The sequence below is a fragment of the Arthrobacter sp. Bi83 genome (assembly GCF_918698095.1).
Classification (GTDB): domain Bacteria; phylum Actinomycetota; class Actinomycetes; order Actinomycetales; family Micrococcaceae; genus Arthrobacter.
This window is the reverse complement of sequence record NZ_CAKKLY010000009.1, coordinates 77,987-98,359: the sequence shown is the minus strand read 5'-3', so window position 1 is coordinate 98,359 and position 20,373 is coordinate 77,987. Positions and strand designations below refer to the sequence as shown.

Annotated in this window: 21 protein-coding genes; 13 read left to right on the top strand and 8 right to left on the bottom strand. The window is 64.5% G+C overall.

The features are described from left to right. Nucleotides 1-2 precede the first annotated feature (2 nt). Both LQ144_RS06855 and LQ144_RS06850 read right to left on the bottom strand, forming a co-directional pair. Nucleotides 3-1,208, bottom strand: coding sequence for an acyl-CoA dehydrogenase family protein (locus tag LQ144_RS06855; RefSeq protein ID WP_230117824.1), 1,206 nt, complete (start codon nucleotides 1,206-1,208; stop codon nucleotides 3-5). Nucleotides 1,209-1,275: 67 nt separating this feature from the next. Continuing rightward, nucleotides 1,276-2,520: a CoA transferase gene (locus LQ144_RS06850; RefSeq protein WP_230117823.1), complete on the bottom strand. Its 1,245-nt coding sequence runs from the start codon at nucleotides 2,518-2,520 to the stop codon at nucleotides 1,276-1,278. A 106-nt stretch (nucleotides 2,521-2,626) separates the two neighbouring features. Between LQ144_RS06850 and LQ144_RS06845 the strand changes: the two genes are divergently transcribed. The 4 genes from LQ144_RS06845 (at nucleotide 2,627) to LQ144_RS06830 (ending at nucleotide 5,463) form a co-directional block, all read left to right on the top strand. Next, nucleotides 2,627-3,547, top strand: a complete 921-nt coding sequence (locus tag LQ144_RS06845; RefSeq protein WP_230117822.1) for a LysR substrate-binding domain-containing protein — start codon at nucleotides 2,627-2,629, stop codon at nucleotides 3,545-3,547. 91 nt (nucleotides 3,548-3,638) lie between these two features. Further along, complete coding sequence (locus LQ144_RS06840; RefSeq protein ID WP_230117821.1) at nucleotides 3,639-4,070, top strand: hotdog domain-containing protein; 432 nt, start codon at nucleotides 3,639-3,641, stop codon at nucleotides 4,068-4,070. 174 nt (nucleotides 4,071-4,244) lie between these two features. Then, on the top strand, nucleotides 4,245-4,511 hold the full coding sequence (locus tag LQ144_RS06835) for a hypothetical protein (RefSeq protein ID WP_230117820.1): 267 nt from the start codon (nucleotides 4,245-4,247) through the stop codon (nucleotides 4,509-4,511). A 145-nt stretch (nucleotides 4,512-4,656) separates the two neighbouring features. After that, the gene (locus tag LQ144_RS06830; protein WP_230117819.1) at nucleotides 4,657-5,463 is read left to right on the top strand and encodes an ETEC_3214 domain-containing protein; all 807 of its coding nucleotides are present in this window, start codon (nucleotides 4,657-4,659) and stop codon (nucleotides 5,461-5,463) included. 381 nt (nucleotides 5,464-5,844) lie between these two features. On the opposite strand, the gene LQ144_RS06825 is transcribed toward LQ144_RS06830, so the two are convergent. Further along, the gene (locus tag LQ144_RS06825; RefSeq protein WP_230117818.1) at nucleotides 5,845-6,756 is read right to left on the bottom strand and encodes a multidrug DMT transporter permease; all 912 of its coding nucleotides are present in this window, start codon (nucleotides 6,754-6,756) and stop codon (nucleotides 5,845-5,847) included. A gap of 565 nt (nucleotides 6,757-7,321) precedes the next feature. On the opposite strand from LQ144_RS06825, the gene LQ144_RS06820 reads away from it, so the two are divergent. Both LQ144_RS06820 and LQ144_RS06815 read left to right on the top strand, forming a co-directional pair. Then, complete coding sequence (locus tag LQ144_RS06820) at nucleotides 7,322-7,714, top strand: hypothetical protein (RefSeq protein WP_230117817.1); 393 nt, start codon at nucleotides 7,322-7,324, stop codon at nucleotides 7,712-7,714. Nucleotides 7,715-7,718: 4 nt separating this feature from the next. Continuing rightward, complete coding sequence (locus LQ144_RS06815; protein ID WP_230117816.1) at nucleotides 7,719-8,423, top strand: RES domain-containing protein; 705 nt, start codon at nucleotides 7,719-7,721, stop codon at nucleotides 8,421-8,423. 392 nt (nucleotides 8,424-8,815) lie between these two features. Here the strand turns inward: LQ144_RS06815 and LQ144_RS06810 are convergent, their stop codons facing one another. The 3 genes from LQ144_RS06810 to LQ144_RS06805 all read right to left on the bottom strand — a co-directional run bounded on the left by LQ144_RS06810 (nucleotide 8,816) and on the right by LQ144_RS06805 (nucleotide 10,988). Continuing rightward, nucleotides 8,816-8,962 (bottom strand): lmo0937 family membrane protein, encoded by a 147-nt coding sequence (locus tag LQ144_RS06810; protein ID WP_230117815.1) that lies wholly within the window; start codon nucleotides 8,960-8,962, stop codon nucleotides 8,816-8,818. A gap of 435 nt (nucleotides 8,963-9,397) precedes the next feature. Further along, nucleotides 9,398-9,670, bottom strand: coding sequence for a HutD family protein (locus LQ144_RS23080; RefSeq protein ID WP_354962132.1), 273 nt, complete (start codon nucleotides 9,668-9,670; stop codon nucleotides 9,398-9,400). 28 nt (nucleotides 9,671-9,698) lie between these two features. Continuing rightward, nucleotides 9,699-10,988 carry an ammonium transporter gene (locus LQ144_RS06805; protein WP_230117814.1) on the bottom strand — a complete coding sequence of 430 codons (1,290 nt, stop codon included), beginning with the start codon at nucleotides 10,986-10,988 and terminating at the stop codon, nucleotides 9,699-9,701. A gap of 254 nt (nucleotides 10,989-11,242) precedes the next feature. Here LQ144_RS06805 and glnT point away from each other — a divergent pair, with 254 nt between their 5' ends. The 7 genes from glnT to LQ144_RS06770 all read left to right on the top strand — a co-directional run bounded on the left by glnT (nucleotide 11,243) and on the right by LQ144_RS06770 (nucleotide 18,767). After that, nucleotides 11,243-12,616 (top strand): type III glutamate--ammonia ligase, encoded by a 1,374-nt coding sequence (gene glnT, locus LQ144_RS06800; RefSeq protein ID WP_230117813.1) that lies wholly within the window; start codon nucleotides 11,243-11,245, stop codon nucleotides 12,614-12,616. Nucleotides 12,617-12,641: 25 nt separating this feature from the next. Beyond that, nucleotides 12,642-13,550 carry a glutamine amidotransferase gene (locus LQ144_RS06795; RefSeq protein WP_230117812.1) on the top strand — a complete coding sequence of 303 codons (909 nt, stop codon included), beginning with the start codon at nucleotides 12,642-12,644 and terminating at the stop codon, nucleotides 13,548-13,550. After that, complete coding sequence (locus tag LQ144_RS06790) at nucleotides 13,538-14,257, top strand: protein glxC (protein ID WP_230117811.1); 720 nt, start codon at nucleotides 13,538-13,540, stop codon at nucleotides 14,255-14,257. Before LQ144_RS06795 ends, LQ144_RS06790 begins: the two co-directional genes overlap by 13 nt. 13 nt (nucleotides 14,258-14,270) lie before the next feature. Beyond that, on the top strand, nucleotides 14,271-15,641 hold the full coding sequence (locus LQ144_RS06785) for an FMN-binding glutamate synthase family protein (protein WP_230117810.1): 1,371 nt from the start codon (nucleotides 14,271-14,273) through the stop codon (nucleotides 15,639-15,641). After that, nucleotides 15,641-16,786, top strand: coding sequence for an FAD-dependent oxidoreductase (locus LQ144_RS06780; protein WP_230117809.1), 1,146 nt, complete (start codon nucleotides 15,641-15,643; stop codon nucleotides 16,784-16,786). The genes LQ144_RS06785 and LQ144_RS06780 overlap by 1 nt, the downstream gene beginning before the upstream one ends. Nucleotides 16,787-16,910: 124 nt before the next feature. After that, nucleotides 16,911-18,119 (top strand): allantoate amidohydrolase, encoded by a 1,209-nt coding sequence (locus LQ144_RS06775; RefSeq protein ID WP_230117827.1) that lies wholly within the window; start codon nucleotides 16,911-16,913, stop codon nucleotides 18,117-18,119. Nucleotides 18,120-18,146: 27 nt separating this feature from the next. After that, nucleotides 18,147-18,767: an XRE family transcriptional regulator gene (locus LQ144_RS06770; protein WP_230117808.1), complete on the top strand. Its 621-nt coding sequence runs from the start codon at nucleotides 18,147-18,149 to the stop codon at nucleotides 18,765-18,767. A 281-nt stretch (nucleotides 18,768-19,048) separates the two neighbouring features. Here the strand turns inward: LQ144_RS06770 and LQ144_RS06765 are convergent, their stop codons facing one another. Both LQ144_RS06765 and LQ144_RS06760 read right to left on the bottom strand, forming a co-directional pair. Further along, a complete protein-coding gene (locus LQ144_RS06765; protein ID WP_230117807.1) occupies nucleotides 19,049-20,116 on the bottom strand; it encodes an LLM class flavin-dependent oxidoreductase in 1,068 nt (355 codons plus the stop codon). Continuing rightward, nucleotides 20,116-20,373, bottom strand: a complete 258-nt coding sequence (locus LQ144_RS06760) for a tautomerase family protein (RefSeq protein WP_354962131.1) — start codon at nucleotides 20,371-20,373, stop codon at nucleotides 20,116-20,118. Before LQ144_RS06760 ends, LQ144_RS06765 begins: the two co-directional genes overlap by 1 nt.

Sequence of the window (20,373 nt, the reverse complement as noted above, 5' to 3'; positions counted from 1 at the left end):
GGTCAGCGGAAGGCTGAGATTCCCGTGATGTCGCGGCCTACGAGCAGTGCCTGGATGGAGTCAGTGCCCTCGTAGGTGGAAACGACCTCCATATCGGTCAGGTGGCGGGCGACATGGTTTTCGAGCAGGAGACCGTTGCCGGCGAGCAATTCCCGTGCCTCGTTGCAGATCCACTTGCCCTTTTGCGCGGTGGCCATCTTGACCATGGACGCCATGGCGTTAGTCAGGGTGCCTTTCTCGGCCAGTTCAGCCATGCGGTTGACCATCAGTTGCATCGCGGTCAGCTCGCTGAGCATGTTGGCGAGCCGGTGCTGGACCAGCTGGTAGCTGGCGATCGGGTTGCCGAACTGGACCCGCTTTGCGGCATAGTCGGCTGCAATCTCGAAGCAGGCCATTGCGTGGCCGACTGCTTCCCATGCGGCACCGCCACGGGTCGCCTGCAGGACGCGGGAGACGTCAGCGAAGGACCTGCAGTTCTGAAGCCGGTTGGTCTCCGGGATCCGCATGCCCTCGACGACGATGTCGGCCTGCAGGATGGCGCGTTTGCCGATCTTGCCGGTGATGACGGTGGGGTTGTAGCCGGCCGGGTGGTTTCCGTCCGCGTCCTTTTCGACGACGAAGGCGTTGACCTTGCCGTCCTCGGTGTTGCGGGCGAACAGGACCACGACGTCGGCCGCGTGGCCGTTGCCGATCCAGCGTTTGTGGCCGTCGATGATCCAGGTGTCTCCCTCGCGGCGGGCGCTCGTTTCCAGCGCTACCGTGTCGGACCCATGGTTAGGCTCGGTGAGGGCGAAGGCACCCGTTTTCTCCAGCCGGGCCATGGCAGGCAACCAGTGCTGCCGCTGCTCCTCGTTGCCCAGCATGTACAGGGCGCCCATGCAGAGGTTGGAGTGGACGCCCAGGAAGGTGTTGATGCTTCCGTCAGCGCGGGCCATTTCGCGCGCGACCATTCCCGCGCCCTTGCGGCTCATTCCCGGGCATCCGTATCCCTGGATGTAGGTCCCGATGATGCCGAGTTCCGCGAGGCCGGGCAGCAGTTCGTCCGGGAACTCCGCCCGTTCCCAGTAGTCGTTGATGATGGGAAGGACGCGTTCTTCGGCGAACTGGCGGACTTTGTCGCGGATGGCCAGCTCTTCGGGCGCCAGCTCATCGTCGAGGTTGAAGTAGTCGGAGTTCACGGCGGTGCGGGCAGTTGTAGTGGTTGTCATGACAGGTCCTTTATGGTTCCGCGGACGGGTACTGGGTGCTTGTGGGGTGGCTGCTTGTGGGAGAGGGCTAGCCGTGCGTCGCTGACTGCAGCCACTGGAGGATGTCCCCCCGGTCTGCGTCGATGCCTGGCGGCACGAGGTCATAGCTGGCGGGTGTCGCTGAGAAGGTGATCGGGTTACGGACGCCGGGGATGGAATCCTCACCGGTGCCCACGTCCACGACCGGTTCCAGTCCCAGGCGCTGGGCAAAATCAATCCCACTGCGGACGTCGTTGATCGGAGCACACGGCAGCCTTGCCTCGGTGAAGATGTCGAACCACTCCGATGCGGTCCTGACGGCCAGCAGTTCCTGCAGGATGGGGCGCAGCGCCGATCGGTTGAGGCTGCGGTCCGGGGGTGTGGAGAACCGGGGATCGTCTGCAAGTTCGGGCTCACCGATGACGTTGCAGAGCGTCCGGAACTGCCGGTCGTTGCCGATGGCCAGAATGATTTCCCCGTCCGCGGTGGGGAGCGGTTCATAGGGGTAGATGCTGGGGTGCTCGTTACCCATGCGGGTGGGCACGTTTCCGCTGAGCAGGTATCCGCCGGTCTGGTTAACCATGCCGGACAGGGCCGAGGACATAAGGTTCACCTCGATGCGTTGTCCGCGGCCGCTTTGGCTGCGTTCGTGCAGCGCTGACAGGACGCCGATGGCGGCATGGAGTCCTGTGATGACATCAAAGACCGCAACACCGGAACGGTACGCGGGAAACTCCGGGTCCCCGGTGAGGCTCATGAGCCCGGACATGGCCTGGACGAGCAGGTCATAACCCGGCAGGGCCGCTCCGCCGGCCGAGCCGAACCCGGTGATGGACGCATAGACCACAGCGGGGTTGCGTTCGGCGATGGACGCGTAGTCCAGGCCGAAGCGGTCCAGCCCGCCAGGTTTGAAGTTCTCGATGACGACGTCGGCGCCCGCAGCAATGTTCCGTGCCGTGTCGATGTCATCGGGATCGCCGAAGTCCAATGCGATGGATCTCTTGTTCCTGTTGATTGAGAGGTAGTACGTGGATTGGCCATCGAAGACCGGGGGCTTCCAGGCCCGTGTTTCATCGCCGGCGGGGCTTTCGACTTTGATGACCGTGGCACCCATGTCCGCCAGGAGCATGGTGCAGTACGGTCCGGCGAGGACCCGACTGAAGTCGGCAATGACGATTCCGGCCAAAGGACCGCTGACGTTGCGACCGAAGGCGTCCCGGCGTGCGTGATCGGGTTGGCGGTCGTGAGCAGCAGCCCCTGGAGCCAGGGGAGCGGCGTTGCTCTGCAGTGTCATGGGTCCTCTTCCATAGCGGGTTCTTTTTCACTATCCCACCGGGGATTACAGTGCGTCCAATACTTATTGAAGGCCTGATTATTGATGCTTCTGCAATAATGGCGGGATGGAGATTCAACAAATACGGGTGTTCCTCGCCGTGGCGGAGGAGTTGCATTTCGGCCGCGCTGCGACGCGGCTCCATATGGCCCAACCGCCCGTCAGCCGCATCGTGCGACAGCTTGAGCGGGATCTAGGGATCGACCTCTTTATACGGAGCACACGCAGCGTCCAGCTGACGGCGGCGGGAGTGGCCCTGATGGCATCAGCCCGGGAGATCCTGGCTGCAGCGGAGCGTGCAAGGGCTGGCGCACTTGCCGCTGGCCGCGGAGAGGCGGGAATGGTCAAGCTTGCCTACGCCGGCGCGTCAACCCATGTTCTTGTGGGCGTACTGGCACGGGAAGTCCGAAAGGTCCACCCGGGCATAGAAGTTCGCCTCAACAGCCAGGACTTCGCACTCCCGGCCCTCGCCCGGGTCCTCCGCGGTGAAGTTGATATCAGTCTTGGCCGCTGGGATTTTGTGCCCGCGGGCGTCAAGTCCCGCATCATCGTGGAGGAACACCTCGTGATGGCCGTCCCTGCATCACACCGGCTAGCCTCGCAAGGCGAAGTTCGTTTCGCAGAACTAGCTGGCGAGCCGTTCGTCGCACTGCCCCCGCATGAAGGTTCCGTCCTGACCGACCGCCTGCGCCGGTTGAGCCTGGGAGCCGGGTTCGATCCCGACATCGTGCAAAGTGCACCTGATTCGTGGACCGCAATGGCCTTGGTTGGAGCCGAAGTAGGCTGCTCCCTGACGGTTTCCTCTGTCGCGGAAAACGTGACCGACCCGCATGTACGGTTCTTGCGGGTGCTCGACGAGACACTGCCGGTCTACCTGAGGATGGCTTGGCGCGGGGATTCGGACAACCCGGCCCTGCCACCGGTCCTCACGCTTGCGGACCAGGTTTGGGCCGGTCGTCCCGACAGCCTCGCCGGTGTCGAGCCATAGCCCACCAATGGGGGACGCTGCTACGTCCGCCGGAACTCGTCTCAAAGACATGAAAAGTAAACCATCTTCACTGCAGAAGCAAGGTCACACCATGGAATCCTCCGATATAACCTTCCGCACGCGAAAATGGGTGCGCCCAGAAGACCTAAACGCCAACGGCACCCTGTTCGGTGGAAGCCTCCTGAAATGGATTGATGAGGAAGCAGCAATCTATGCCATCCTCCAACTGGGCAATGGCCGGGCGGTGACGAAGTATATTTCGGAAATCAACTTCGTCAGCTCAGCAGTCCAAGGAGACCTTATAGAAATGGGTCTAACGGCAACTAAATTTGGCCGGACCTCCCTGACCATGCGAGCGGAAGTCCGGAACATGATCACCCGACGAAGCATCCTCACCATCGAGGAGATCGTGTTCGTGAACCTGAACAGCCAGGGCAAGCCCGAGCCGCACGGCTACAAGGAAATCACCTACGACAGGGACAGGATCCCCACACACCACCTCACGGAAACACCACACCGCTAGGGACGGCGAACTCTGCGCGTCCTACTTAACAGTTCCTTGCCACTATAGGTGACCCATTCCAGCCCCAAAAGGTGCACGGCAAGCTCTCCCTTAGGTAACTTCCCCGCCTATTTTCAAACGCTGATAACGGATATTCCGTCAACCTGCCTTGGCCGGGCTGAAGACTGCGGCGGCATGCCTGCCGGGTGGTGGCTGCAGCAGATGGCCGACGGCAACCGGCCGGTGAAGAACTTCCCTGACCGGGACACGCTCAGTGCCATGGCCAAGGGCTTGGCCGTCACCGAAGCGGAAGTTATCCCGGCCAGCGCCGGGTCCCTCGGGTTCCAGATGGACAGAACCGGCGCGGGGGAGCTCCACATCCCCGGGGCCGGGTTCTGCCCGACGACGCCGAATGGCGATCATGAATGTGCCGCGGGCATTGATGAACGCCCACCCCACTAAGTCCAGTTCCGACGCCCATCAGGGGGACTAGCTACCTAATACCGCCCCTACTTGAAGCATCTGGGGGATTTTCATGACCTCGCGGGGAGGTGCGGGTGCACCATAGAATTACCGGCATGAGCGGGTCCCGAAGACAGGGGGCGTCATGGCAGATGAAGCTCAAGACGAGAAGGGTGTGCCCGCACGCCTTGTGCACATAATTCAAAAACACAAGAAGAGCAGCTGGGCGGTCCTCATCGTGTTTCTTCTAGCCGTGATTGCGGCCTTCAACGATGTGCGCCAACTCGGCACCGACGCCTGGGCCGTGATCACCCACAACCAGCGCGAGCAGGATGCCGTGGCTTCCCTGGCGCTGGGGGATGCAATCTCGTCGGTAAGCAGCCGACTGGGCGAACCCCGCCAGTCCATGGACCTGTGCTCGGAGATCGGGTGTAAACCGACGGAGTCGCATGAACCCGTGCTGAACATTTATCGGCATGAGGACTACACCGTCCGGGCAGTCTTCGACGGAAACAAACTGGAGTTCTATGCGGTGACACGGGAGACCGAGAGGTACAAGCCGCACTTCAAGATGCCCTTTGACTGGGGCGAGCTGGGAGAGTTCACCTACAAGGATGGCATCACACCCGACGATGTTGATGCTTTCCACCGCCGGTTTCCGTCCTACGCTGAAGTGAAGCCCCTAGGCCCCCCGGGACATGATCTTGGGACGGTGCTGGGTTTCACACCAGATGGATACAGCGATAAACAAAGCCTGTACTTGGAGGGGCTGTCGGCCCTGGACAGTGCACTGTCGAAAGAGCCAACGGAGCGGGTTGCGGCAGCAGAGCCCTTCCGCGAGGGTTCAAAGCCGAATACGCAGGGCATTTTTCACGACGACGGCTATGTCGGTAACCTGCTGCACAGTGCGCAGAACGCCCGGCAGATCATCTCGGTGGGCGCCGAGCGGTGAGACCTGCAGCAGGACTTGCGGCCGAGGGCCAGATTCCGCCGAAGCGGCCCACAAACCGGGTAGCCACCGAAGCCCATCTCGAAGACCCCCAACTCGACATCCGCGGCCCGGCCAAAGCCCCTAACCGCCACCAAACACGCCGTCCTTGACAGCTGCATTTGCAGATCAGGACTTCCGGTGTGCCCGCTTGGTACTGCCCGTGAGGCTCGGGCTGGGTGAGCCGTCGGGGCCACGAACGCCCGCCGAAGCAAGCGTGGGTAGATTCAGGGAAGCAGCCATCTAGTAGTGCATCCCATCCGCTCGTCCGGAAGCGGCGCAGGCTAGCGAGGCATGATGGCCCGGCACCCTCCCGTTGGCCGGCCAGGGGTTGACCCGGCCCTGTCATGCGGCTCGGGTGGTCGGTACCTTTTTGACCGTCGCGAGCAGGATGACGCCGGCGATGGCTGTGGCGCCGGCGAGGAGGAAGGCGATGAACGCCAGAGGCGGGGCGGAGTCGGCTTCTCCGAGAATGGTGATGCCAATGGTTACCGCGACGAGCGGGTCGATGACTGTGAGTCCGGCGACGACGAGCTCGGATGAGCCGCGCGTGTGTCCTGTCTGGACCAGGAACGTTCCGGACAAAGCCGCAATGACCAGCCCGGCCAGGCAGGTCAGGGACAACCATTCAAAGTCGCCCTGGAAAAGCCGGGCGATGACGGTCTTGGCCAGGGCCGCGACGAAGCCGAACAGGATCCCGGCCGCGGCGGTGTACACGATGGCGCCCCACCGGCGGCGCCAACGCCCGTAGGCCACTGCCAGTGCGGCGAGGACGACGCCGAGCACGACCAGGATCGTGATCAGGTGCCGGTCACTGATTTCAACGTCTTCGGCGGACACTGCGGCGACAGCAACGAAGGCACCCACACCGGCCACGCACAGGGCCACAGATGTGAGGGCGCGGCGGCCAGGAGACCTGCGTGTCGTGAGGGCGGTGGCCACGGTGGTCACGACCAGGGCCACCGCACCGATGGGCTGGACGACGATCAGGGGAGAGAACCGCAGGCTCGTGAGCTGCAAAAGGATCGCCGCCCCGATCATGGCCGTTCCGCCCAGCCATACCGGTTTGCCCAGGAGGGCCTGCAGGCGCCCACCACCCATGCTCCCGGCCGCCCGGCCCCGTGCTGCGGGCTGATCTTCGACGGCCCTGTGCTGGAACAGGGTACCCAGGGCCAGCAGGACCGCCCCGGCCATGGCGATCGGGATGCCCAGCCAGTGATAAGAGGACAGCGCCGGCACGGCAACGGTGGGGATCATGATCTGACATTACCGAACCAGCAGCAACGAGGACCGCAGCATCCATGCTTTGCGCGTGTACGGAGGCCGGGCAGTTCCGCCAGGGCTGATCGGTGGAGTCTTCCTAAACGGGCAGGCAGTACAGGGTTGCTTGACGGGAGAGTGCACAACCGGTGCCACGGACGGCGAGGCTTACACGCCCGGTGCCGTTTCTTCGCCAGCCCCCGGACCGAAGGTGGCCGCCGCAGAACTCTTCAAGGTTTCGCGGGCACCAGTCCAATTCCTGGACCAGCACTCGAAGCTTGTCTGTCGTCACGAAATCTTCTCTGCTCTAAGTTGGGTGCCACAACGCTGTGGCACCCCGGACAACCAAGACCAGATGTGATCCATGCAACACACCGGCCGGAGCTGGATTTATTGCCGCGAACCGGGACGCGGGGGGCCCGTCGGGTGTGGCAAAAAGCCCGGCCGGAAGCCCCTTCTCGGCCGTAGGCTTACATAATCACGCTTATCGGCGTAAACCGCTTGTGATTCTGCATGGGATTCAGACCTTGATCCGGCACGGGTTTTCGTGGGATCATGAAGCATGACAGCAGTGACAGGCGCCCGCGGCGGGCTGAAGGCGCACCAGGATTCCATCCGGCTGGCCGATGACGTGCTGGTCCGTGATCTGAGAGACCTGCTCGGCGCAAAGCTGGTCGCCTACATCGGTTCCGTGAAGGAAACCCGCGCCGTCCGGCAATGGGCCGACGGGGAACGGAAGCCCTCCGCCGACGTGATGCACCGGTTAAGGACCGCCTACCACGTGGCCGCCCTGCTCGCGGAGCGTGATTCCCGGGCCGTAGTGCAGGCCTGGTTCCAGGGCATGAACCCGCAGCTGGAGGACGTCCCGCCGGCGCGCCTGCTCCGCGAAGGCCAGCTGGACGACGCCGGCCCGCAGGTGCTGGCCGCTGCACGCGCATTCGCGGCCGCGGGCTGACCGGGTGGCGTCTGCAGAACTGACGGCGGCCGAGGCCGCCGGCAGGGTCTGGCGTGTCGGCTTCCGCCCGGAACCGTGGGCCTGGAGCGGCTGGGAATGGGCCACAGACGGCCGGTTCCCGGGCCGGTGGGATGACCTCCACGGCAACTTCCGCACCATCTACGCCGGCTCGTCCCTGCTGGCGTGCCTGTTGGAGGTTCTGGCACATTTCCGCAAGGATGCACGGCTGAGTATGGAGCTGGACGAGATCGTTGAGGACGATGAGGATAAGGTCCTGCACCCCACCATCGTCCCGGGGCAGGTCCCCAGGGAGTGGCTTGATGTGCGCGCTGCCGTGTCCGCAGGGCTGTCCGGGCGGTACTGTGCCGTGACCGCCTCAGGCAGCGTCGCGGCCCTGTACCCGCACTTCATTGGCCTGGCTCTCAGTCTGGGTCTGGCTGACTTTGACGCCGCTGCCCTGAAAGACGCCCGCCCGCGTCGCCTTACCCAGGCTGTCGCCTCTTGGCTCTACGAGATGACAGACTTCGATGGCGTCACCTTCGCGTCCCGCCACGGTGATGATCTCCAGCTCTGGGCGATCTTCGAGCGCCCTGGCGATTCTCCCACCACGCCGAGAATCCAGGAATCGCTGGCCGAAGAGCTGCAACACGACAGCCACGAACTCACCACTGCCTTCCACTTCCTCGGACTGGTATGGGAGAACGACTAGAGCCATTCCCAACCTCGCTCAGGTCCTGCCGTCGCCCACGAGGCGGTGGCTATTGGCGAAACAGCCGAAGAGGACTCAGCTGCCTTGTCGACGTGGTTGGCGCATTCGAAGCCGATTCCCCAATCACAATTTCTCCACCGAAGCTGAGGATTCGTCAGCGCGGTTTCGTGGATGCTCGATCCGTCTAGCTGCGGTTCTACTTGGGGGCTTCCCTAAAGCTCGGGCGCTGCTTCACGCTGCGCACCAGCTCCCAGACAATCTGGCGGACAGACGGCGGAGGCGACCGGATCGCAGAGACGATTGAAGAATGTGGTCAACTTCAGAGCCTTGCCCGAGAATGCGGCAACAGCTCACATCTCGCCGTCCCGCAGCGGCGGACCAGAGTTTCGTATCTAAACGCGTGACCTGCCGCGGATGAAGTGGATGATCAAGACGACCACGGCGATGACCAAAAGTATGTGAATTAACCCGCCGCCGATGTTGCCGAGCAGGCCGAGAAGCCAGAGAACTGCGATAATGATCGCTATCCAAAGCAGCATGAGAGTCTCCTTTAGTCCCACACGGAAATCGTGTGGTGCGTATCACCATATGTCAGGACCGGGTAGTTGCAAATGGCACCCTCAGGCCGCGGGAATCAGTGTTTGGCGGATTGCTGGCGCAAGGTGACGTAACGACGCCTATCGGTGGCTGGCCCATAGGGAGACGACAGCGCCCTAATCGAAGCAGCTGGCCGGCGCGCTGTATGCCGCCTCGCTTTGGGCTTGCTCAGGTTGGAGGCTGCCCGCAATCCCGTTTGTCCCCGCAGTCTTTCGGACGAGTGCTGATGTTGATTCGTTCTTGGCGGTTCTCACCGGACCCTTGGAGCCACGGGTTCCGAGTCGGCGGGATCGCGGCGTTGGCCTGGTGGAGTGGTCTGAAAAGCGCCCCAATGCAGAGGCAGTTGGGGAGTCAGGTCGTACTGCTCCTTCAGAACGTCATCGATCGAGGTTTGGCCCACCAAGAGGGGATGAGCTCCCGGCCCGTTCTCCGCTCGTCCTCTCGGCATGTTTTGACCCTACGAGCACTTCGTGGGGCGGGTGGACTAGACACGCAGAACCAGCGCCGTCGTGGTCAATGCCGCCCACATTGAGCCTCCATCGGAAGCATGGCGACCCTGCCGGAGCCGTATCTACGGCAACTTCCCGGGTGATGCCTGCCGCGTTCCTCCACGGGATGCGCGGCAGGCGGCCGGTGGGGCCTGGAGGCATCAGAAGCAGCGGACTGTCTTCTGCCGCCTTAGGCACGGCTCGGGGAGCCGAGTTCTACGGGTTCCTCGTCGCTGAGGTATGCGGCCTCCGAGTGTGCGGCGATGTCTATGCCGCGAAGTTCATCGGCCTCATGCACGCGCAGGCCCATTGTGACGTTGAGGACCTTTGCGATGACCCATGTCACGACGAAGGAATAGGCAAGCACGGCCAGGGTTGCCAGTGCCTGGACGCCGAGCAGTCCAAATCCACCGCCGTAGAAGAGCCCGTTGACCTTGTTGGGCGCGGCCTCCGTGGCGAAAAAGCCGATCAGGAGCGTTCCGAGGATGCCGCCCACCAGGTGGACGCCGACGACGTCGAGTGAATCGTCGAAGCCGAGCCGGAATTTCAGTTCGATTGCCAGGGAGCAGACGGCGCCGGCGATGAGTCCGATGGCGAGGGCGCCGAGTGGGCTGACGGCGCCGCAGGCCGGGGTGATGGCAACGAGGGCAGAGATGAGGCCGGAGGCGGCGCCCATGCTGCTGGCGCTGCCAAGCCTGATGCGTTCCACCAAGGCCCACGATAGAAGGCCGGCGCACGCGGCGACGGCGGTGTTGAGGAACACTACGGAGGCGGCCTGCCCGGCGGTGAGCGCGGAGCCGGCGTTGAAGCCGAACCAGCCGGCCCACAGGAGCCCGGCACCGACCAGTACCAGCGGCCGGCTGTGGGGCTTGGTGTGTTCGCTCTTGGGCCAGCCGGCGCTGCGTCCGAGGACCAGGGCGAGGGCGAGGGCCGCGATGCCGGCGTTCATGTGGACGGCGGTTCCGCCGGCGAAGTCGATGGCTTTGAGGCTGTTGACGATCCAGCCGCCGGTCACCGAGCCGTCCGTCGAGCTGAACGCGAATACCCAGTGGGCGACGGGAAAGTAGACCAGGGTTGCCCAAAGCGCGGCGAACGTCACCCACGCGCCGAACTTCATTCGGCCCGCCGCAGCCCCGGCGATGATGGCCGTGGTGATACCGGCAAAGAACAGCTGGAAGGCCGCGAACAGCGCCGCGGGGATGGGTGCGTTAGGGTCCTCGGCCAGCAGTTTCTCCATCCCGAAGTACTCGGTGACATCACCAAGCAGTCCGGCACCGCCGATGGAATTGCCGAAGACCATGGAGTAGCCGAACACGGCCCACAGGACGGCGACGATGCTCATTCCGCCGAAGCACATCATCATCATGTTCAGGATTCTGCGGGACCCGACCATGCCGCCGTAGAACAGGGCAAGGCCGGGAATCATGATGCACAGCAGTGCGCCTGCGGCGAGGATCCAGGCGACGTCTCCAGAATTCATGGAACTCCAATCAAAAGGGGTGGAAGTCAATATCCGGCGGAAGCGGAGGAACTCAACGCAACCGCGGGATGAAACCATGATTCATGACAGTGAACGATTGCGGGTTTCGCGCACGTAAAATTCCGGTTGCGTTCGCCGCCATACCGCGACACGCGGATTTAACACTCGGGGAGTACGGCCGTAACATCGCTTTGACTACTGTGGTTCAACAAGGTTTCACCGCAGGTAACACCAATTTGAACAGGACAGTTCCGATGACCAGTGTCGCAACCCCTGAAGTACTCACCGAGCAATCGGTGCCGGCCGAAGCCGGACAGATTTCCCTCGCGGACATCGCCAAGGCCCACGACGTGCGGTTCCTCCTGGCCACGTTCGTGGACATGACCGGCAAGCCCTGCGCCAAGCTCGTTCCCGTCGAAGCCGCGGATGAGCTCGAAGCCGGCGCCATGGGTTTCGCCGGCTACGCCGCAGGGCTCATCGGGCAGAAGCCCCAGGATTCGGACCTCATCGCAGTTCCCGACCTCACCTCATTTACCCCTGTGCCGTTCATCAAGGAGGGCCTGGCGATCATCCACTGCGACCCGCACGTGGACGGCAAGCCGTGGCCCTTCGCCCCCAGGGTGATCCTGAAGAACACGCTCGGCCGTCTGGCAGGAAAAGGAATGCAGGCCAAGATCGGCGCGGAAGTTGAGTACTTCCTGGTCAACAAGGACCCTGATGGCTCCCTGAGCACGGCCGATTCCCGTGATGACTCGCCCCGCCCCTGCTACGACGCCCGCGGCGTCACCCGCATGTATGAGCACCTGACGTCCATTTCCGAAGCGATGAATGGCCTGGGCTGGGGCAATTACGCCAACGACCACGAGGACGCGGCCGGACAGTTCGAACAGAACTTCAACTACGCCGACGCCCTCACCACGGCGGACCGCGTGGTCACCCTGCGCTACATCCTGAACATCCTCGCGGAACAACGCGGGATGACCGCCACGTTCATGCCTAAACCGTTTACGGACAGGACCGGCACGGGCCTGCATTTCCATCTGTCCCTGTGGTCCGGCGCGGAAGCGCTGTTTCCGGGGGACGACGGCGAACGCGGACTGGGGCTGTCGGAGCTCGCCTACTCCTTTATCGGCGGAGTGCTGGAGCACGCCCCGGCACTCCAGGCCTTCCTGGCACCGACGGTCAATTCGTACAAGCGCTCAGGGGCGACCACCAGCTCCTCCGGTGCCACGTGGTCTCCAAGGAAGGCTTCGTTCGGGGGCAACGACCGCACACACATGATCCGCGTCCCGGACGAAAAACGCATCGAACTCCGCTCCGGGGACGGTTCCGCCAACCCGTACCTCGCCATCGCCACGGCGATCGAAGCCGGCTTGGACGGAGTCGCGAAAGGAACCGACCCGGGTGCGCCATCGGGCCCGGGTGAAGCCCGCCCGGATGCCCACTCCCTTCCCGCGACGCTCCTGCACGCCGTCGAGGCCCTTCGTCGTGACCCGGTCATCCTCGCCAGCCTCAGCGGCGACGCCGAGATCGGAAAGTACTACGCGGACGCCAAGGAAGAAGAGTTCCTGAGCTGGCACAACCAGGTCAGCGACTGGGAAATCAGAACCTACCTGACCTCGATCTGACAACCACTAGAAAAGGACACACAATATGTGCGGAATCGCCGCGCTGCAGCTGCGCAATCCCCGGCTGCACCCCCAGATGGGCAGCCTCCTGTCCTCCATGATGTGCCAGATCGTGGACCGCGGACCGGACTCCGCCGGACTCGCCGTCTACGACACCCCGGGACTGGTGTCCAAGGGCACCGCCACCCTGAGCCTCTTGGGCAAGGACCAGGGCATGCCGGTCGGTGACATCACCGCAGCGTTGGAAACCCTGCTGCCCGTCTCCGCATCCACCGCCGTCAGGGTTGTGGGGGACACCACCCTGGTGAGCGCCGCCGTCGACACCGGTCTGCTGGTGAAGGCCGTCAGCGAAACCCTCCGGGGCCCCACGATCATCGGCCGCGGCGAGCACGTAGCCGTGATGAAGAGCGTGGGCCACCCGATGGACATCGCGGCGGAGCACGGGCTGGAAGCCCTGGCCGGAAGCCAGGGCTTGTCCCACACCCGCATGGCCACCGAGTCCGCCGTCACCGCCGGAGGCTCCCACCCCTTTTCCGTCGCGGACGACCTGTGCCTGGTGCATAACGGCTCCTTCTCCAACCACGCCACCATCCGGCGGGGCCTCGTGCGCGACGGTGTGGTGTTCGACTCCGACAACGACACCGAGGTGGGGGCCCGTTACATCGCCTCCCGCCTGCAGCAGGGCGATGATCTGGAAACCGCGCTGACCAACCTGGGCAAGGTCTTTGACGGCTTCTACACCCTGGTGGTCACCACCGCCGACAGCATGGCCGTGGTCCGGGACCCGATCGCCTGCAAGCCGGCCATCATCGCCGAAACCGCCGACTACGTCGCCATGGCCTCCGAATACCGGGCCCTGGCTGCCCTGCCCGGCATCGAAAACGCCCGCATCTTGGAACCGGAACCCGGAAAGGTCTACACATGGTCACTCTGACAGCCCCCGAAAACTTGGAAACCACCCTTGATTCCTTCAGCGTTGACCTGGCCGGCGGCACGGTCCGGGAACTGAACCATGCCCTTCATGACGCCGCCGACGGGCAGGCCTGGACCGTCACCAACCCGGAAGGCAAGCACAGCCTCGCGGTGGGCATCAACGCCGACGTCAGCGTCACCATCAACGGCCACGCCGGATACTACGCGGCCGGAATGCACCAAAAGGGCGAGGTGACCGTCACCGGCAATGCCGGCGTCGGACTCGCAGAGAACATCATGTCCGGCAAGGTGCACGTGCACGGCGACGCCTCCCAATCGGCTGCGGCCACCGGGCACGGCGGACTCGTGGTCATCGACGGCAATGCCGGGGCCCGGTGCGGGATCTCCATGAAGGGCGTGGACATCGTGGTGGGCGGCAATATCGGGCACATGTCTGCGTTCATGGCCCAGGCCGGCCGGCTCGTGGTCTGCGGCGACGCCGGTGACGCGCTGGGCGACTCCATCTACGAAGCCCGGATCTACGTCAAGGGGACCGTGGCGTCTCTGGGTGCTGACTGCATCGAAAAGCCGATGGAATCCGAACACCTCGAGGAAGTCGCCGGCCTGCTCACTGCCGCCGGACGCGCCGATAATCCGGCGGACTTCACACGCTACGGCTCGGCACGGAGCCTCTACCACTTCAGCGTCCACAACTCGACGTCGTACTAAAGGACAACCCCTCATGACCATCACCTCACTGCCCCAGGATACGGTTCTCCCCGCCCAGGAGCGTCCCCGAAACATTGCTGAGCTGGGCCTGCGCGAGTCCGCTACCTTCGACCGGGCCACCATCGCGGACATCCAGCGCGCTGCCGCGACCGGCGTATATGACATCCGCGGCTGGGGCGCCAAACGGAAGGTCCCGCACTTCGATGACCTGCTGTTCCTGGGCGCCTCGATGTCCCGCTACCCGCTGGAGGGCTACCGCGAAAAGTGCGACACCGACGTCGTCCTCGGTGACCGGCATGCTTCCCGTCCGCTGCACCTGCAGACCCCGGTGACCATCGCTGGGATGAGCTTCGGCGCGCTGTCCGCCAACGCCAAGGAAGCGCTGGGGCGTGGCGCGTCCGAGGTGGGCACCTCCACCACTACGGGCGACGGCGGCATGACGCCTGAGGAGCGCGGCCAGTCCAAGCACCTTGTCTACCAGTACCTGCCCTCCCGCTACGGGATGAATCCGGATGACCTGCGCAAGGCGGACGCCATCGAGATCGTGCTCGGCCAGGGTGCCAAGCCCGGCGGCGGCGGCATGCTGCTGGGACAGAAGATCACCGAGCGCGTCGCCGGCATGCGCACCCTGCCCGTCGGCATCGATCAGCGCTCCGCCAGCCGCCACCCGGACTGGACCGGCCCGGACGACCTGGAAATCAAGATTGGCGAACTGCGTGAGATCACCGACTGGAAGACCCCCATCTACGTCAAGATCGGCGCCGCCCGCCCGTACTACGACACCGCCCTGGCCGTGAAGGCCGGAGCCGACGTCGTCGTCGTCGACGGAATGCAGGGCGGCACCGCCGCGACCCAACAGGTCTTCATCGAAAACGTCGGCATCCCCACTCTGGCTGCGATCCCGCAGGCCGTCCAGGCCCTGCAGGAGCTGGGCCTGCACCGCAAGGTCCAGCTCATCGTCTCCGGCGGCATCCGCACCGGCGCCGACGTCGCCAAAGCCATGGCCCTGGGTGCGGACGCCGTGGCCATCGGTACCGCCGCGCTGATCGCACTGGGCGACAACGATCCCCGCTACGCCGCCGAATACGCCGCCCTCGGCTCTGCCGCAGGCTACTACGACGACTTCCAGGACGGCCGCGACCCCGCCGGCATCACCACCCAGGACCCGGAACTCTCCTCCCGGCTGGACCCCATCGCCGGCGGACGGCGCCTGGCCAACTACGTCCGCGTCCTGACCATGGAGGCCCAGACCATCGCCCGGGCATGCGGAAAATCGCACCTGCACAACCTTGAACCCGAAGACCTCGTGGCCCTGACCATCGAAGCATCCGCCATGGCGCGGGTTCCCCTGGCTGGCACGTCCTGGATCCCCGGAGCCACGTAATGCCGGAATCCGCCGAATATGTTGTGGTCGGCGCCGGACTGGCCGGCGCCGCCACCGCCTGGCAACTCTCCTCCCAAGGCCATGACGTGACCATCCTGGAGCGCTCAGTTCCGGCGGCCCATGACGGCAGCTCCCACGGGTCCGCCCGGATCTTCCGTTATGCCTACCCGGACGAGTTCTACACCCGGGCAGTCATCGAAGCCAAAACCCTTTGGGATGAACTCGGCCGGGCCGGCGCACTGGACCTGATCACCCCTGCCGGGGCCGTGGACTACGGGCCCGAACGGCAGCCGGAACACCTGGCCGGGATCCTGGCAGACACTGGCGTGGAGCATGAACTCCTCAGCGCCGCCGACGCACGATCACGGTGGCCGCAGATTGCCTTCGACACGCCCGTGCTCTGGCACCCGGGAGCAGGGGTGATCGACGCCGAACGTTCCGTGAACGCGATGATCGACCAAGCACTGAAGCACGGCGCCAGGCTGCTGACCGGTTGGAACGTCGCGAGCCTGGAGCGGCGGGGTGCCGGCTACCGCGTCCACTCGGCAGCGGGGGAGGCCATCGACGCCGGAAACGTGATCGTCAGCGCAGGCGGCTGGCTGCCGTCACTGCTGGGACAGCTGGATCTCCCCGCCGGGTTCCTTGCCGGCCTGCCCGAGATCACCGTCCGGCAGGAGCAGGCCTACCACTTCCACTACCGCGATCCCGGCAGCGCTCCGGCATGGCCCACCTTCATCCACAAAAGCGCGGCCATCCAAACCTACGGCCTGCCCGGGGGACGGGATGCCGGCTTCGCCGGGCAGAAAGTCGCTGAGTACAACGGCGGAAAGTTCATCCCGTCGGCCGCCGGCCAAACCGGCCTCGTGGACCCCGACAACCGCCGCCGCGTAGTGGACTACGTGCGAAAATATCTGCCCGGCGTTGACCCCGAGCCGTACGCCGAGACCACGTGCCTGTTCACCAACACCCCGAATGAGGACTTCCTCATCGACAGGGCGGACGGGATCACCATCCTATCCCCGTGCTCGGGGCACGGTGCGAAGTTCGCGCCGCTGATCGGGCGGTGGGCGGCCGGCCTGGCCACCGGCAGCGGCGATGTCCCGGCCCGGTTCCGTCAGGCAACCACCCGCAGCAGCACCCGCTGATCGGCCAGTATCAACAACCGGCCAGCACCAGCAGGCCGGGGCACTCCAAAGCACACCTACAGAAACGGAACAGCCCGTGACTTCTTCCGCCACCAAACCGGCGACCGGCACCGTAACGGGCCTTATGCGGGACATCTCCGGCGTCGGGACAGACGCTCGCCGCGGCGGATATTCCCGGCCGGTTTTCTCGAATGCCGAAACCGAGCTGCGGAGCTGGTTCATCGAGCAGGCCGGCCGGCGCGGACTGGACGTCGCCACCGACCACAACGGGATCATCTGGGCGTGGTGGGACACTGCCACCGGTACACGGAAGGATGCCGTCGTTACGGGCAGCCACCTCGACTCCGTTCCCGGCGGCGGTGAATACGACGGCCCACTGGGCGTGGCCTCCGCGCTGGTCGCCGTCGACATTCTCAAGAACAGGGGCTTCCGGCCCCGCAGGCCGCTGGTCATCGCCATCTTTCCGGAAGAGGAGGGCTCCCGATTCGGTGTCGCCTGCCTGGGGTCGCGCCTGCTCACCGGCGCCCTGGATCCGAACAAGGCACGCAATCTCAGGGACGCGGACGGAAACACCTATGCCGACGTGGCCGCGGCCAACGGACAGGACCCCCGGTTCATCGGCGCCGACCACAAAACCCTCCAGCAGCTGGGCCTGTTCGTTGAACTCCACGTAGAACAGGGCAGGGGCCTCATCGACCTGCGCCAGCCGGTGGCCATCGGCTCCTCCATCCTGGGCCACGGCCGGTGGAAGCTGTCAGTGAAGGGCCAGGGCAACCACGCCGGAACGACGCTGATGATGGACCGCAAGGATCCGATGATCGCCGCAGCCAAGATCATGATCGGCATCCGGGATATAGCCAGGAACTACAAGGATGCCCGCGCGACAGTGGGCCGGCTGCAGCCCGTCCCCGGAGGGACCAACGTCATCGCCTCCCGGGTTGAGATGTGGATCGATGTCCGGCACCCCCGGGATGAAGTCACCGCAGCCCTCGTCGAATCCGTCCACCTCAACGCTCAGGTCATCGCCGCCGAGGAAGACTGCACGGTGTCCTTCGGCGTCGAATCCCTCAGCCCCACCGTCCACTTTGACGCCGGCCTGCGTGACCAGCTCCGGACCCTGCTCCCGGCTGCCCCGGTCCTGGCCACCGGGGCCGGCCACGATGCCGGAGTGCTTGCCGGTCACATCCCCACTGCCATGCTGTTCGTCAGGAACCCGACAGGGATCTCGCATTCCCCGGAGGAACTCGTCGACGACGCAGACGCCGAAACTGGGGCCCGGGCCCTGGCCGACGTTCTCGCCGGCCTGCTGGGCGAGGCCCGCATAATCGGATAGAGCCATCGCCCTGCCTATGATGGCTGGGTGACCAACCAGACTGACGGGGAGACGGGCATGTCAGTAGAGGCTGCAGAAGACGGAGTGGCAGGCAAGCTCGAACGTGTCATAGCCGGGCAGCTGCGCCGCTACCGGACCGCCCAGGGGCTGTCGGCGGCCGAACTTGCAGCGCGGACCGGGCTGTCGAAGGCGATGATTTCCAAAATTGAGTCCGCCAGCACCTCGTGTTCGCTCACCACATTGCAGCGGCTCGCTGACGGGCTGAAAATACCGGTCACGGCCCTGTTCCGCGGCGCGGACACCGACCGGGACGCGACGTTCACCAAGAACGGCCAGGGAAGCCTGACCGTACGCAGCGGCACTCAGCACGGGCATGAATACCGTGTGCTCGGTACCCTCAAAGGCCGCACTGACGCCCTCGAGCCAACCCTCGTCACGCTGACTGATGCCTCGGATGTGTTCCCGCTGTTCCAGCATCCCGGAACGGAATTCATCTATATGCTCTCCGGCAGGATGATTTACGGCCACGGGGCCTACGAATACACCATGGAGGCCGGGGACTCCCTGCTTCTCGACGGCGAAGGCCCTCACGGCCCGCTGGAACTCCTGGATCTGCCCATCCGCTTCCTGGCTATTTCGGCAAGATAGAGTCGCCGGAGTACCCTCTTGGAGCATCTCCCGCTCGCATAGTTTTCGGGGCAAGCAGGAGGTCCGCTCTTGCCGGGTCCGAGGCATACGGGCGCTGTCGGCGAGGAGCATATTCCTAGCTCCGGATGATGAAGGGGATGGCGCGGAGGCGCCTCAGCTCGTGGAAATGTGGACTCTTAACTAGCTGCGCACTGCAGGCTGGAGCCGGGTCCAGTCACCTGGAACCGACGCCGGCCTGCAGTGCCGGGGAGCCATCGTCGTGGCTTAGCCATTGGTTGGCATCAGCGTGCCGCGGTAGCCGTCTGCTCCTGGAAGGCCGGTACGACGTGCTTGATGAAGAGTTCGAGCGAGCGTTTCTTCTCCTCATGGGTCAGGCTGTTGTCAGCCCAGATGCTGAACTCGTTTACGCCGAGTGCCTCGTAGTGGCGAAGCCGCTCGATAACCTCCTCAGGCGTTCCGATCATCGCGGTCTGGTGGAGGGACTCGGGCGTGAACTCCGGACGGTCGGCGAACTTCTCTGCCGGGCTGGGCTCGAGGAAACCGTTCTTGGGAGTGGTCTTGTTTCCGAACCAGGCATCAAATGTCCGGTAGAACTTCTGGATACCCTCGGCCGGACGCCGCCATCCCTCGGGCTCGTCAGCGGCGTGGACATGCGTGTGGCGAAGCACCATGAGGTCCGGGCGGGGGACGCCGGGGCTGTTCTCCACAGCGGTGTCGAACTTGCGGGCAAGGTCTTCTACTTCCTCGTCGCCCTTCATAAGCGGTGTCACCATCACGTTGCAGCCGTTGGCGACGGCGAATTCGTGCGAGGAGATGTCGCGGGCGGCGATCCACATGGGCGGGGTCGGCTTCTGCAGAGGCTTGGGGACGCTGGTGGAGGTCGGGAACTGCCAGACCTCGCCGTCGTGGGCGTAGTCACCTTCCCAGAGCGCGCGCACGGCCGGGACGAGCTCGCGCAGGTGCTTGCCGCCATCGACTGCAGACATGCCGCCCATGAGGCGGTCGAACTCGAACTGGTAGGCGCCGCGTGCCAGTCCCACTTCCATTCGGCCGTTGCTGATGACATCCAGGAGCGCGGTCTCGCCGGCGACGCGGAGCGGGTTCCAGAAGGGCGCAATGATCGTTCCGGCGCCGAGTCGGATGCGGGAAGTGCGCGCTGCCAGGTATGCAAGCTGGGGCATGGGGCTGGGAGAGATGGTGTACTCCATCGAGTGGTGTTCACCAATCCAGACGGTGCTGAACCCTCCGGCTTCCGCGATGAGGGTAAGTTCCGTTAAGTTTTCGAAGCATTCACGGTGCGAGACGGTCTCGTCCCAGCGCTCCATGTGGGCGAAGAGGGAAAAGCGCATTAGTTACTCCTTGGATCTGCGGCGATGTTCGCCGGTACTGCCCGGGCGGGTGCCGCTTCCTGGGATGCGGCGTTGCGTTCGGCGATGGTTTGGTTACCGCGGGACCAGTGTTCATGCTCGATTTCGCGGACAATGACGGTGGTGTTTTCCGGTGCCGCGCCCACCGAGCGTTCGGCGGCACGATGCAGCTCGTCGATGAGCGAGCGGAGCTGGTCGGGGGTCCGACCCCGGGCGATCGAGACTTCGATAAGTGGCAA